General features: G+C 36.8%; 12 protein-coding genes. 1 reads left to right on the top strand and 11 read right to left on the bottom strand.

Annotation, left to right across the window (positions count from 1 at the left end; translation table 11 throughout):
* Positions 1-277 precede the first annotated feature (277 nt).
* Positions 278-1123, top strand: a complete 846-nt coding sequence (locus RAH34_RS21645) for a T9SS type A sorting domain-containing protein (RefSeq protein WP_306597506.1) — start codon at positions 278-280, stop codon at positions 1121-1123.
* Positions 1124-1196: 73 nt separating this feature from the next.
* Here the strand turns inward: RAH34_RS21645 and RAH34_RS21640 are convergent, their stop codons facing one another.
* The 11 genes from RAH34_RS21640 to RAH34_RS21590 form a co-directional block, all read right to left on the bottom strand.
* Complete coding sequence (locus tag RAH34_RS21640) at positions 1197-1646, bottom strand: VOC family protein (protein WP_114822462.1); 450 nt, start codon at positions 1644-1646, stop codon at positions 1197-1199.
* A gap of 33 nt (positions 1647-1679) precedes the next feature.
* Entirely contained in the window at positions 1680-2228 is a 549-nt protein-coding gene (locus RAH34_RS21635; RefSeq protein ID WP_306597505.1) for an SRPBCC family protein, read from the bottom strand.
* Between the two features lie 17 nt (positions 2229-2245).
* Positions 2246-2617: a VOC family protein gene (locus RAH34_RS21630; protein ID WP_114822461.1), complete on the bottom strand. Its 372-nt coding sequence runs from the start codon at positions 2615-2617 to the stop codon at positions 2246-2248.
* A gap of 6 nt (positions 2618-2623) precedes the next feature.
* Positions 2624-3019, bottom strand: a complete 396-nt coding sequence (locus tag RAH34_RS21625) for a hypothetical protein (protein WP_306597504.1) — start codon at positions 3017-3019, stop codon at positions 2624-2626.
* Positions 3020-3021: 2 nt separating this feature from the next.
* The gene (locus tag RAH34_RS21620; RefSeq protein WP_306597503.1) at positions 3022-3492 is read right to left on the bottom strand and encodes a hypothetical protein; all 471 of its coding nucleotides are present in this window, start codon (positions 3490-3492) and stop codon (positions 3022-3024) included.
* A 13-nt stretch (positions 3493-3505) separates the two neighbouring features.
* Complete coding sequence (locus tag RAH34_RS21615; RefSeq protein ID WP_034699611.1) at positions 3506-3961, bottom strand: DUF1569 domain-containing protein; 456 nt, start codon at positions 3959-3961, stop codon at positions 3506-3508.
* Positions 3962-4256: 295 nt separating this feature from the next.
* Positions 4257-5465, bottom strand: a complete 1209-nt coding sequence (locus RAH34_RS21610) for an ABC transporter permease (protein WP_306597502.1) — start codon at positions 5463-5465, stop codon at positions 4257-4259.
* A 63-nt stretch (positions 5466-5528) separates the two neighbouring features.
* A complete protein-coding gene (locus RAH34_RS21605; protein WP_034699607.1) occupies positions 5529-6485 on the bottom strand; it encodes an HlyD family secretion protein in 957 nt (318 codons plus the stop codon).
* 11 nt (positions 6486-6496) lie between these two features.
* Complete coding sequence (locus tag RAH34_RS21600; RefSeq protein ID WP_306597501.1) at positions 6497-7915, bottom strand: TolC family protein; 1419 nt, start codon at positions 7913-7915, stop codon at positions 6497-6499.
* 776 nt (positions 7916-8691) lie between these two features.
* A complete protein-coding gene (gene eco / locus RAH34_RS21595; RefSeq protein WP_306597500.1) occupies positions 8692-9180 on the bottom strand; it encodes a serine protease inhibitor ecotin in 489 nt (162 codons plus the stop codon).
* Between the two features lie 158 nt (positions 9181-9338).
* The gene (locus RAH34_RS21590) at positions 9339-15275 is read right to left on the bottom strand and encodes an alpha-2-macroglobulin (RefSeq protein WP_306597499.1); all 5937 of its coding nucleotides are present in this window, start codon (positions 15273-15275) and stop codon (positions 9339-9341) included.
* Between the last annotated feature and the right edge of the window lie 17 nt (positions 15276-15292).

Below are 15292 nucleotides of genomic sequence, written 5' to 3'. Positions count from 1 at the left end.
AAGTTACTTCAGCTACACATTACAAGTTATGAAAAAAAACTAACCATACTGTGAAATAATTCCATTTTAATTAACATAATATTCATTTTTCAAAATTATAATAATAAAAACCACCAAAATTGCGTATTTCTACCTGTTTTTCAATTCGGTTTTTAATACGCTGTTGTCACTTTGTATTTCTCGGTTACTTTGTGGTATCCTTTACAGGAAAACCTCATGAGCATATCAACAGTACGGGAAGCTTATGATCTTCTGTAATCATAAAAAAATCTGTATCATGAAAAAAATTACCTTTTTTGTAGTCATTGCTTTATTAAGCAATATTGCAGCATTTAATGCACAGACAACCACTGTAACTTTTGAAACTTCATCAGGCGGAAGCACAAGCTTTACCAGCAATGGATATACCTTCAATATCGTATCACAGGCCGGAACTTTCAGAATTCAGGGCAATTATCCAAACACCGGCTGGAACGGAACAGCTAATGATAACGTCTATATTGACAACACAGGAACAACCAATATCAATTCTCCGTCTTTTAGTGTTAAAAGCAGTTCTATGTTCACTGTATCCAAGTTTTGGGTCTTCCTGAGTAATACTGCTCTCAATCAGTCTACCTCATCAGGAACACTGATCATTACAGGAAAATTAGCAGGAGTCACAAAGTTTACCACCACAAAAACATCAGGTTTTAATACGACATTCAATGCAACAATGGGAACAACAGGTATCAACAACGGGTTCACCCTGATTGATCTGGCTACTTTAAATAATCAGAATAACAGCAATACTACCATTGATGAGCTTCAGCTGCAATCCACCGGTGGCTATGTCTATATGTGCCTGGATGCATTTACATGGACAAAAATTTCTACATTGGGAACTTCAGAAAATGACCTCAAAGGCAAAGCGAATATTTATCCGAATCCAACTACCGGCATCTTCTATATGGATGACCTGAAGAAAAATGAAAAAGTTTTGTTATATGACCAATCTGGAAAAATTATGAAATCTGCAGCAGCTGAAAAAGATAAAAGTAAGTTTGATATAAGTGAGTTTCCTGATGGTATCTACCTCATCACAACAGAGTCAGGAAGCTACAAAATCATTAAGAAGAAATAAAAATTCTATAAATACTCAAAAAACCGACAGGTAACTGTCGGTTTTTTGAGTATTTTGAATTCAGATATAAATCTTATGGGTGTTGCTGCATTTTAGCAGGATCATCATAATTTACCATCCAGTTGATTCCGAATTTATCACTAAACATTCCGAAATAGGCTCCCCAGAAAGTATCTGCCATAGGCATTGTTACTTGCCCGCCCGCAGAAAGACCACTAAATAATTTGTCTGCTTCTTCTTTAGATTCAGCGTTCACAGAAATAGAGAAGTTGTTTCCTGCTTTGAAGTTGGAAGACCACTCTCCTCCTGTATCGCTTCCCATCAAAATCGTTTCTTTAGAAATTGGAAGTGCAACATGCATGATTTTGTTTTTGTCTTCTTCAGGCATTTCTTTTCCTTCCATTGGAGGCATTTCTCCAAATGTGCCGACATAAGGATATTCTCCTCCGAAAACAGATTTATAAAAATCGAATGCTTCTCTGCAGTTTCCGTTGAACGTAAGGTAAACGTTTACTGTTGCCATAATTGTTTTGTTTTTTTAAGTTGAGTTTGTTTTTTATTGAGGTTTTTCAGATAATACTTTTAATCTTGAAAGCCCTTTCTGATAATCTGTTCCAATAGCTTTCTCCATATTCACAAACAACTTCATCAAAGTAAACGGATAAGGAATCTGTGAGGTGAATCCCCACGTTGCCTTGCTTCCATTTCCTTCAGGAACTACTATTACATAAGCATTTGCCTCACTTTCATAAGGCGTAAGAAATCTGATTGCCGTGTCTATTCTTTTACCTGCTTCATCCACTTTTTCCAATTCCTGACAGCCTTTTCCTACCTGTTTATTATTACTGTCCCAGCAAACTTTTTCTCCGTGCTGGCCGGTAGTTCCCGTCCATTCTTTTTTCATACCCGGATCAAGATCATTCCATGGACTCCATTGATCCATTGCTTTGAGGGTATTGGTATTCTGCCATACTCTTTCTGCCGGTACATTAATCGAAATCGACTTTTCATATTGACAGTCACCCGGAATAAAAGCAGCCCAAACCAACAAAATGATTAGTAGTGGGGCTAAAAGTAAAATAATTCTTTTCAATGTTCTCATCATCAATGTGTTTTTAATTATTATCTGTGTTGATCTATAAGTATCATATTTCCATCGGGGTCTTTCAGATAGATATGCTCAGGACCGGAGGTGGTTTCATCAGCTTCTTTTCCGATTTCCACTCCATTTTCTTTTAATCTCTTCTGAATTTCACGCACATCATCAAAAGAATCAAGGTTCTGTGCATTTTCATCCCATCCAGGATTGAAGGTAAGCATATTTCCATCAAACATTGCTTGAAAAAGGCCTATCAAAGTAGAACCGTTTTTCATGATCAGATAATTTTGTGCTTCCGTTCCCGCCATAGTGGTGAACCCAAGTTTCTCGTAAAAGTCTTTGGATTTCTGAAGATCTTTTACGCTTAAGCTAATTGAAAAAGCTCCTAATTTCATAGTTATTTATTTTTTTAATGCGAGTTTATGTCCCAAGAAAACCAGCCCCCAAACGAGAATTCCTAAAATCCAGAACCAGATTGGAGAAGGTAAAGACGCCATCATGTAAATGGTCATTAACAGGAAAATAATTCCACAAATCACTGCAGCTGAATTTTTTCCGTTATTGGAAATTTTTGAAGCGGTAAATCCTGAGACAACCGCTGCCAGCGCGTAAGCCAGAATGATAAAAAACAGAGCCATAAAAGGGGCTTGCTCCACATACGTTTTCAAAGCCTCCATATCTCCTGCTGCAGCTTCTGCCGGAGGCGGATACAGCGTATGCCCTATTTTTTCTACTGCGGTAATACAAATGGATCCGGCAATAAGACCGGCCAATACCGCCAATATTCTTCTGAGCATGACTATTGGTTTTTTAATTCGGTTTTAAGTGCTATACTTCCATCATAGCTCTTCCAATCACCAGTAAGTTCAATATGCTGCTCTTCAATATTCTCTGTTTTTCTGTTCCATTTAAAGTGATAGATAAACTTCCCTTTAAAAAGTCCGGAATGTTTTCCTTTATTCTCTTCTGCCAGCTCATATTCTCCGTATACTGTTCCCTGTTTTTTGGAATCTTTATATTTTGAAATGGTAATTTTACCTTCAAATTTCGTGTAATTGGTATCCACCAGAGAATATCCTGAAACGAAATATTCCTGATCATTCTTTTTATTCTGTTCAGAAATATTGATCTTCAGTTTCAGTTCCTGGCCTTTGTTTCCAATGGTTCCTATATAAGGTTTACTGTTATTCAGCCATGTATTTGAAATATCCGGCATCTGGCCCAATACAAAATTGGCGGCCAGCGTAAAAAGTAATAAAAGTTTTTTCATATTGTGTGATTGTTTAAACACCAAATTGTGCAAGATGATGGTTCAGATGTTTGGCAAACATATTATTCCACTCCTGGGAATTCAGTTTTCCGAAAGAAAAAGATTCTTTACCATCGAACGCATCTGCCCCCAACTGCTGTGTCTTTTGAATAAACCCGATCAGTCTTGTTTTTTCTTCGTGAAAATTCTTTCTCGTGGTAATCAAAAACTGCGGAGCGGTAGGAGAATCTCTTGGATATGCTTTTTCTCCCACTACTTTAGGTTTTACGAAAGTTTTTAATATAAATTTTGCAATGGCTCCCGGTTTTTTGTGTTTTTCCGGTTCATAGATCATTTCATAGGTAATACAGCAGTGTGCCAGCATCTGGTCTACGGTCATTTTCCCCCACAAACCGTGAGTATCTTCTACCAATCTGTTGATCCTATCTATATAGTTTTGAGCATCTTTTGCATCAAATACATTTTCCATATAATTTCTATTTTACTATAAACAAATATATCAGTTTTTTTGTTTGATTTTATAGTCGGTTGAAAAAATTGAGAAGTGCTTGTTATGAGATACGAGTTACGGGGTACGGGATTAGAGTTCGAAATTTTTTTGGCTATTTTTCGGGTTATTTTTTATGTATTTTTTTCCTGCTCTTGTTTTAATTCGTCGGGCATAGAAACTTATCATCAGTCAGGCCATATACTACCAAAAGCAACCAGCAAACCAGCATCCTATCAACATCTAACTTAAAAACCAACAACAAATTAACCAAAAACTACTCTATCTCTTCCCGAGAAGTGTCCTCAATTGTAATTTCCTGTGGTGCAGATTTTTTGAAAATAAACCATAGTTTGATCTTTAAAGCAATCCAGCCAATAATAGCATATATTACTAAAAGAATGCTTAAATGTTTCAGATATGGGAAGGTAAGTTCTACCGAACCTTTTTGAATCAATAAGATTTTAAAAGCCTGTAAAAAGGGAGTTAACGGAATAATATTCGCGATAAACTGTACGAAAGCGGGCATTGCATTCAAAGGCCATGTAAAACCACTGATAATGAAAGCCGGCGAAGCAATAACCATCAGGATTTGCGTAGCTTTCAAAGCATCCGGAATCAGAATACTGATGAATACGCCTAAAAATGAAACCGATCCAACAAATACGGCTGTCAGCAATATAAAATTGAATATTCCTTCCGGCATCGGAACATGAAAAATCATATGCATAAAGTAGTAAATACCTACAATGAGAACAGAAAACACCCAGATTGGAATGACTTTTATCAACATGGTTGGGAAAGCCCATCTTTTCATTTTAAGATATTCTTTCACAAAAGATCCTCTTTCGAATTCAGCGGCAAAACTCACTGCCATTGCTAATAAAATAACCTGCTGTAACACTACTGCCAGCATTGCAGGCCACATAAAGATCAGATAGTTTCCGGTAGTATTGAAAAGGGTTATATAATTGGCTTTGAAAGGTTCGTATTGTGTTGCAGCTTTTACAGCGGGCATTCCTGCTTTCTGAAGAGCTTTGATGGAAGCTCCCGCAGAAAATGTTCCTATGGTCAGCTGAAGCGCTTTCGAGGCGAAGTTTGCTGTTAAAACGTTCCCCGTATTGATATACACATTCAGTTCAGGATATTTTTTCTGCAGCATATCTCCTTCAAATCTTGAGGGAATAATAACGACAGCAGCTGCCTCATGCCTGATCACCTCATCTTTAATACTGAGAGGTTCCTGCAGATATCTGATAATTTTGATGCTTTTATTATCATCCAGCATTTCCGTCAGTTGGTTGGATAAAGGTGTATTGTCTCTATCTACAACCAAAACAGGAGTATTTTCAACTTTTCCGCTTTTGTAGACAAACCCAAGCAAGGTGGCATAGAAAACCGGTGCCAAAAAGAACACCGTCCTTAAGGTAGAATTGCCGATAAAAAGTTTGAACTCTCGTTTTAAAAGACGGAAAAATTCTTTCATCTGTATATTTTTATAAGTGGAGAACGAAATGAAATTCAGGAAACTTCATCAGTTCTTTTCAATTTATTTCAGGATTACATTGGCATTGACTAAAATACTTTTAGCCTTATTCATGTCTTTGGGTTTTACTTTGATCTCATAGATCGCATCCTGTAACTGGTAATCAGGATAAGCAGTGGTGATATCAGCATACTTTGTCAACTGCTTAATGTATACGATATTTCCTGTCAGATTTTCTTTGTTATAGACTACCTGCATAGTGACCTCCTGCCCTTTTTTATATTTTGAAATGGCACTTTCCGGAATGGTAAATCTGAAATACGTACTTTCCGGGATATACCCGTTAAACAATGCAAAGCCAGCAGTTGCCAATTCTCCCGTATTTAAGCTGATGGTTTCAATTTCCATATCGTTGGTAGCAATGATATATCTTTCGGAGTAGGCTACGTTAGCTTCCTGCAAAGCTCCTTTGGCTTGTGAAGCCTGCCCTGCCGCCATTTCTATTTTTTCGAAACGGGTTCCTCTATTTACATCATCCAATTCCGCCACTACAGCATCATACTGAGCTTTTGCGCCTTGTAATTTTGCATAGATTTCGTCATGCGCCTGTGGGGACATTAAACTGTCGCGGAACATATTATTCGCTCTTTTGTAAGATTTCTGGGCAAATTCATATTGTTCTTTCAATCCTTTATATTTGGCCTGAAGCTGTTTCAACTGATCGGGTGTTGCTCCGTTTTTGGCCATTTGCTCCTGAGCTGAAGCAGCGCTTACTGCACCTTGTGCCTGTGCTATTTTCGCTGAAACTTCTGGGACATCAAGCTGGGCCAGCGTATCTCCTTTTTTCACCGTCTGACCTTCAGAAACATATATTTTAAGAATCCTTCCGGTAACTTTAGGTGCAAAAGAGATGACATCCTTTTTGGTTTTCCCTTCAGGTTCTTTGATTTTTTCATTTTTTTTGTCACAGCTCCCTAAGAAAAACAGAGCAGCGAAGAGTATAGATATATTTTTATGCATCATGTAAATTTTTAAGGGATTAAATAAAATTTGGTGATATCCAGCTCCTGGGTAGATCTCATCAGTTCTATTCCCGCTCTTCTCTGGTTGAAAATGGCATTCTGATATTCGAGTTCCGCAACTTCAAGATCATTTTCGGCATCAATAAGCTGTGAAGATTTGCTCATTCCGTACCTGAATTCTTTTTCTGCCTGTACGAGTGCATTTTTTGCCAGCTCTTTTTCTTTGGCTTTCAAGGTGATCTGCGCGGAAGCAATATCATAATTGGTTTGATTATTGGCCAGATTCAAGGTCAGTTTTTTCAGAGCATCTTCTTTCTGGTTCTGTAGAACTTCTTTCCCAACTTTGGCAGTTTCTTCTGCGTGTTTTCCTTCTTTACCGTCGAAAATTTCCCATTTAAAGCCTACACCAGCTGTAATCAATGGAAATACGTTGATATTATTGGGTCTCCAGTCCAGCTTTTTCCCTTCATATCCAAGGATTGGAACTGCGGGAATAATATTTTCTGAGGACTTTATCCTGTTTCCGTACAATCCGATATAATAGGCAGAAGCCATCAGCTGTACTTTAGGAATCATCCACGTTCTTTCTGCTTTTATTTTATAGTCTGCCGCACTGATTCCATGTTCCAGTGCACGAATTTCTGCTCTCTGTTCAATCCCTTTTTCTGCAGCCAGCAACTCTACGGGAGATAAGACAGGATCTATCATTCTGAGCCTTTCTCTTTGAATCCCTGTTAAAATATAAAGCTGGGTAAGAAGCAGTTCTTTTTTCCCTTCATATTCTACCATTTTAGCATCCAAAGTAGCCTGCGCCAGCTCAATTTTCTTATGATCATAAGGCGTTATCAAACCATAACCAAGCGCTTTGTCCGCAGTTTTTCTGTTGATATCCAGTCTTTTTTTACTTTCATCCAGTACTTTTTTAGACTGATGAATTAAGGCTAATTGATCATACGCTTTAGAAATAGTGGCAATCACCTCATCTTTTGATTTTTCCAGAAGGATATCTTCAGACTTTTTCTTTTCTTCCACCGCCTTTTTCATGTACTTCACCTTTCCTCCTGAATACAGAAGCATTTTGGCATCTGCTTTGGCAATACCTGAAAATCCGGATACATTGAAATTATTGTTGAAAGTCCCTTCAGGAATATTGATAAAGGGAGCGAGATTGAATTCTGGTGACGTCAGTCTTGCTGTTCCGTTGAGATAGCCGGCTTTACCACTTAGTTCCAGAGTTGGAAGAAAGATATCCTTCAGTTTGTGTTCGTCAAGATCAGTAAGTTTGTTTTGGGTAATCTGCATTTTGAGGTTCGAATCCCGAACCATAGCACTATCCAGAAGTTCTTTAAAATCCGGTGCAGACTGTGCCCAGCCAAAAGCGGGGAAAGCAAAAAAACTAAACGTAAAAATCAATAAATTGTTTTTCATGGTTTATGTTTATAACAAATATAATGCAAAAATTGTTAAAATCCTTAAAGATAATTCAACAAGGTAGTGAATTTAAAGTAAGTTTAAAATACGTTTAAGTTTAAAGCCCTGCAAAATAAAGTTTTGCCCGAAGTGTTTAAATGTTAATTAAAACTTAAAAAAGTTTAAAAAAATAATTAACTCTACTTTTTTCATACAATTTTCCACCGCATATTTCTTAGAAAATAAAGAGGATAAAGCTATGTTTTATTTGAAAAACTAAGTTTGAATATTGGAAGATGATTCCCGTGGAGCGACAAACGGAGTGGAAAAATTTTGATAATATATAATCTGCTCTTTGTCAAACTGAGTGTAAGTTTAGGCTAAAGCCATAAGGAATTTAAATATTTTAATTAAATGGGCTAAAGCCCATTTCTATTGAATACAATTGGACTTATTCTCTTTATATTGTAAATTTTGGAGGCTGGATTCCTACGGAATGACAAACGTTCTGGATAGGCTTGGGGAATGAATAATCTGCTCAATCAGCAAAATCTGCGAGAGATCATATTCAATAGGAACGGACTTTAGTCCGTTTGGAAAAGGTGAAACGTCAATTGGCTTGAGCCGAAGCCTAAAGTACAACGCAGTGTTCGCAAAAGCATTGTTGATAGCTTTAAATTCGTTCGTAAAGGCGTTTCACTTAGCAAAGACATGACGAATTATTTTATCCTGAAAAAAACGAAAACTCCCCACATTGCTGTGAGGAGTTTTCTTTATCATTATAATAAGCTGATTTATCTTTGAACTGCTTTTTTCATCGCAGCATCGGGACGTAAAATTCTGTAACGGACTTCAATGTCTTTCGGTACGTAAAATACCAATGGAAGTTTACTGTTATATCTTACAATTTCAGGTTTTAAGGTCACAAACTTTTTAGTCTGTTTTTTATCCAGACAACCCATCAGTGTTCCTGCGGTTTCCCCTTTAGATTCTACTTCATAATAGTTGTATCCCCATCCCTGAAGATCCTGGGTTTTCATTTCTCCCATTAAGAAATAGTTATTACAGTCTAACATCTTTTCAGCACCTACAAAAAGCTCAACTTTTAAGTCGTTTTCGTTTTTTGCTACGGGAAGCTGAATATATACTTGTTTATAGCCTTCTTTTGCTTTCGGGAACATTTCAATCTGTAGTTTTTCAAACTTCTCTGCTTTCTTTTGTGCGAAAGCATTTACTCCAGCCATTAATACTAATCCTGTGATTAAAGTTTTAGAAAATTTCATCTTTTAATAATTTTTTTAATTGATACTATCTTAATTCCAAAAACCATTCCAAAATTAAACAATTGTTTGGTTTTTCGATTTAATTCTATTTTTATTAAAAATCCAGCAATAAAAAAACTGCAGTAAAAAAATTTACTGCAGTTTTCTATGTTGATCAGTTACTCTGAAATTGCGACATTACTTCCTTTTGTATGGGCATTCATCTGCGGTGCGTAATAATTCTGCATCGTTGTAATTCCGTTGGAGAATTTTCCGGACGCATTAGCGACTACATCATATTCAAACACATATTTTCCTTTCGGCATATATTGAATATAGAAATTGGTAGAGGCATCTTTGGTAGACTGATAATATCCCAGATTATTTTTCCATTGGTATCCAGACAGTACGTCTACCGGCTCAAATCCTGCTGCGCGCATATCTTTAATATGAATAAACTCCATCGCTCTGTCTGTATTCAGAATCATCCTTACAGTTACCTTATCTCCTACTTTCAACGGTGTTTCAGAAGAGATTTTCTGAAGTTCTTCTCCGTTTACCGTTTTCACTTTTTTATAAAGCTCTTTCGTTACAGAGATGTAGTTTTCTGAAGATTTTATTTTATCAAGATCCTCATAATACTGCCAGAACAATCCACCTTGAACAATTCCGGGACCAGGTTTGGTAACGGTTACAGATGCTAAGTTTTTATCTATAGCTTCTGGCTTCAATGTCGATTTAACGTAGCCTGTTGCCTGTGTCTGAGGAGTTAATTCTTTTCCACCCCAAACAATCGTTGCTTTATCACTTTCTGCTCCCGTCCATGATTTTCCTGAATTCAAAATGGTAAAGATCACCTCAGCTGTTCCTCTTGAACTTCCCCATGAGTTCACTTCTTTTTGGGTTACCAGCCAGATTTTCATGTCTTCAATAAAGTTTTGCTCGTTAGATTGCAACGTATTGAAAGCTTCCAATGCTCCGGCATGGTTAACTACTTTTGAGCCGAACCATCCCCAATCATTCAGGTTTTGTTTCCAGTAAACCCCTTGTGTTTTGGTATCTGTAGAAGTTTCCTTAAGATATGTCATCAACTTTGCAGACACATCTTTCAGACCATAATCGTTCATCAATAATGCCGCACGGTGAAGTCCAAAGAATGTAAAATCGGTGATTTTCGCTGTTTTTGCTTTTTGTTTCACCAATGTTTTCAGGGTAACTCCCTTTCCTTTCAAAGGATATTGTTTTTCCCAGTAGTTTCTGGTATCAAGATAATCCATCGTCCAGTTGTTCCAGACATTTCCTTTTTTCGCATCAAAATATTTATTCACTTCATTATCCACATACTGGATCAATTTAGCTACAAGTACTTTCTGATCTGCGTTTTGATAATCTTTCACATTATCTTTTAACCAGGAATTAATTTTTCCTAAGTTTTTAAGGATATACAATGACGTTCCATAAGAACTTGGATAGCCAGGATACCATGAGAATCCACCGTCAGGATTCTGTAGTTTTTTGAAATCATCCCAATCCTGATTGATAGAATTTTTCATTGTATTGACATCAAATAACAATGCTAATTTCTGCATCTGCTCGCCTTCATTTTTGCTTTCCAATACCCAAGGTGTTTCTTCAAGCAACAACTGTTTCAACTCCTGATTTTTTTCAAGATTTGAATTCAATAATCCTTTGTTCTGATATTCTTCAAAAACTGTTTTCATTTTCGGGTTGGCTTTGAATATTTCCGAAGCCAGCACGTCTGCAAACCATTTATTAAAGATCACATCTGCAGAATTGTTCTGATCGTTTTTCAGACTTGGAAGCGCAAACATAATCTCCCAGATCGGATTGGTTGTGAGTTCTAACGTATTGGAAACATTAGAAGCTGTCGTAGATGTATTGTTTTTAAGATTATCCAGTACAAATGTTTTGGTTTCTCCTTCTTTTACAAAAACCGGAACAGCATCTGTTACCAGCATTCTGTTAGGTAATACAGCCACAGCCTGTTGTTCACCGTCAGAATAAGCTCCTGCTTTCGCAATCACTTTGAAAATAATTGAGGAAACATTGTCCGGAACTTTCAATTTCCATGTTAATGCACTGCTTCCGTTTTCATTTAAGTTGAAGTTTAGTGCTCCTGAGGTGATTCCGAATTTCGAAGATATATTTTCATTGGTGAAGGCATCCAGAATCTGTAATTCCGCAGAACCACTTAGTTTTTTATCGGTAAGATTGGATAGTTTCGACTGTAGATTCAGTTCGTCACCTTCTCTCAGGAATCTAGGATAGTTTGGCGTTACAGAGAATTCTTTCTGTGTTACCATTTCTTTTTCCAAGGTAGCAGCCCTTGCATCTTTAGTGTGGGCAAGGAACATCAGTTTCCATTTTGTCAGTGCTTCCGGAGAAGTGAACTCGAAGCTTACATTTCCTTCGGCATCGGTTTTCAGATCCGGATAGAAGAATGCGGTTTCGTTGAGATTTTGACGGACTGCTACTTTATCTAATTTCTCCTCTACATTACCAGAACCATCTGCATATTTCTTTTTTTCTTCTTCTGTCAACTGTCTTCCTGAGTCAAGGAGATCAATCGCACTATCATTCAATACCACAGCTTCTTTTGCAACGGCAGCTCTTGCTGTTTTAAATTTCGCCCCAGCAATTGGTGACGGAGGTGGTGCATAAGCCGGAGCTTTCACTCCTTCCTGATTGCTAAATCCTACTATAGTTTCCCTTGAAATTGAATAATAATTTCCATCAAACCAGTTAAACTGAGGAACAGTTATATATCTGTCTTCGAAGTACTTTAATCTCTTCTGATAGTTTTGCTGCTGCAGATAATTTCTGATTCCATAAGAAGTAACAATTACAAATGGCGTATATAGTTTTCTCCAGCTATAGGTGTTTGCAGCAAACTGATCCAGAGACATATCATACATATTCGCCAATACCTCAGCATTGATCTTTTCCTTATCATTTCCAGTAACTTTTACCGTCCACTTTTCTTTAGCATTAGGTTCAAGCTTATCTCTGAAGGTTACGGTTTCAATTTTTAAAGGCTTTTCTGTATCCTTTATTTTTAAAGAAACAGATTCTGTATTCACATCATTAAATGCCACCAACTGAAACTGAAGATTCAGATCTGAGACACTTTTATCTTTAGGAATTTCAGCCGTATATTCTAATACTCCGTTTTTCATCTGATGAACTTCTGAAACCGTTTTTCCGGATCCGTCCTGCACAAAAACATTGATTAAAGCATCCGGAACTGCTGAGTAAACATACACTTTTACTTTTTCCCCTCTTGACAATTCTTCTTTCGGAGCAATAACCGTAAGGAATGTTTTCTGAGTAGGTTTTAAAGCTGTTTTATCCCAAACACTGAAATACTGTGAAGTTTTGATCGTATCTTTTCCTTCTATATTGAAAAGTTCAAGTTCATAATCTCCTGTTTCCAGTTTTCCTAAATCGAGGTTGGTTAAAAGCTGAGCATTGTCAGCGGATGGCTGCTGCTGTCTTTCAATTACAACTTTTTCTGTTTTCCAGTTTTTGATCTCATCATTTTTATCAAAAAGATCATGTGGGAATTTGCTGATGAATTCTTCTTTTGAATATTTCGGAAGATTCTGAACATCAGATTTGAAATTATCTCTGAAAATCCTGTCCGGAGCAGTTAATTTTGATAGCTTAACCTGATAGTTTTTTTTAAGATTCTGATCATTATAATTTTTGGTTTCGACCTTTACTTTTACATTTTCGTCTGTAAAAGTATTGCTGATATTTTCTGCCTGAATGTAATGAGAAACCGAAGCCACTTTTAATTGAGTATCGGCAGTCTGCGTTTCTCCGTTGATGTCTGTAACGGATGCATTGATGGCATAATTGTCAATCTGTATCCCTTCCAGCTTTTCATCTTTTTTAAGTTCCAGGTGAATGGTAAACTCTCCTTTTTCATTGGTTTTTGCTTCGCCTAAAATTGAATTTTCATTGTCATCATTCTGCGGATACCAGCTGAAATATCTCCATCTGATATTTTGCTTTTTGATTTCATAATTCACTGTAGTATTGCTCAAAGGAACTCCCGAGAACATCACAGCTTTTCCTTTCAAATCAATTGTTTGGCCATACTTATACTCTTCTTTTACGGGATCAAAGGTGACTTCAAATTTCGGTCTTTTGTATTCTTCTACCCTGAAATTTTTGTATCCAGCACTTTCCCCTTCTATTCTCAGGTAAAAATTACCGTTCAGTTTTCCTTTTGGAAGAATGAAACTTCCATGGTAAGAACCGAATTCATTGGTGGTAAAATCCTGTGAATAAACCTCTTCATTATTGGTGTTCAACAGCGTGATTTTTTGCTTCAATCCTGAAAGAACAGATTCAACCTCCTTACTCATTCTGGTATTCACCACCTTGAAATAAACAGTCTGTCCGGGACGGTAAATTCCTCTGTCGATAAAAATCTGTGCTGTTGAACGGGTTTGTTTATTAGGATTATAATCTTCAGCATAGCCTCTGTTTCCATAGACCTGCATGATCTGGAAATCATTGGTTTTAGGCTGCTGGATCAGGAAAGTTCTGTAATATTCTTTACTATCTGTAGCAGGAAGCTTAAATACTCCGCTGGCATTGGTTGTTCCCTCAATTTTAGTTAATGTTTTATTGGAAACAAACTCATAAAATCGAAGACCTTCATTGGCTAAAGGCTTACCATTATCACTATTTACCAATTTCAACTCATCGGAAAGAGGGTTTCTGTCCGTTTTGGATTGATAAATAATCTGGTTTCCGGAAACCAGAAAATATAAATTCTGCCTCGAGTCTGTATCTTTCATGTCTGCTCCTGCAACCGTAAATTCCGCCACATACACTCCTGAAGGAAGCGGTTTCACTTCCAAAGAAGTTTTGTGACTCTGATAATCTTTAGGATCCGGCAGCTGGAATATTTCTTTCCTTACCAGATTCTTCTTTAGTTTGCTGAAAGTATCGGAATAGGAATCCTGAACATACCGAATTAACGAAGTAAAATCGTCTTTCACTTCATAAATATTCAGGGTAAATTCTGAAACATTCTGATACTGTGCAACCAAGTGAATCGGAAGATTATTCTGCGTCTGTGCTTCATATTTTAAAGTCAGATACGGATTGACAATCTGTGCTTCCTTGCTTTTAATATTCTCCAGGAAAAGAGATTTCGGGTATTTACTTTTAGCTTGTGCTGCTAATGCAAGAGCTTCTTTAGGCTTCTTCTGATTAGTAAGCTCATCCATGACATCTCCCATGATCATTACTTTATAATCTCCTTCTATATTAGAGTTCAAAAGATTCTGAAGCTGCTGAAGTTTATCCTTACAATGATTGAAGTTACAATTTTCCGTAAGCTTTTCTTTCATGAAATACAGCTTGGAATTTCCTGTATTCTGTTCGATCAGTTCATCATAAATTGCATTGATTGTTGTACGGTTTTCTGTCAGTTCATTTTTGGTGAAAATATTGTTTTCAGATAAAAACGCTATTTTCTTCACGGCATACCAATCCGATAATGTCGGAAAATAAACAAGGTCTCCTGCTTCTGAAAAGATATCTTTATACTTTTCCAGCGAGATCTTTTTCATTTCAGGTTTTTCTTTATCAAGTTCCTGAAAGTTTTTCGTCAGATAATTTTTGAAATCAAGTTTACTCCAGGTTTCAATCTGTGAAACATCCTGCGAATTGATATTGGTTCTTCCGTTTATTTTCCAGGAGTTCTGGTTGTAATAATCCATGAAAAAGCCATTCATTAAGACTTTGTATACCAGCTTTCCGTCTCCGCTTATTTTACCTTCTGCATCCTTAATTTTTTTGAAAAACTGAGAAGCAGCATCATTCTGATCATCGTCAACGGTTTGGTTTACAATACTGAATTCCGCTTTCAGAGAACGGATCAGCTCGAAGGCATTATTTTCTTTCATGGCTTGTTTTTGTATGTCTAAAATAATGGGAAGATTAGATTTATAAGCTCCTTTTACACTGTTATCAGCCACTTTTTTCCATTGGGTATCGTAATATTTCTGTGCGGATACCGTTGAAAAGCTTAGCATTACAAGCAAAAGCAGAAAAATCTTGGAAAATCTTTTCATATATATTAATTTTGATA

This window comes from Chryseobacterium sp. WLY505, assembly GCF_030846215.1.
GTDB lineage: Bacteria > Bacteroidota > Bacteroidia > Flavobacteriales > Weeksellaceae > Chryseobacterium.
This window is presented reverse-complemented; position numbering and strand designations above follow the sequence as displayed.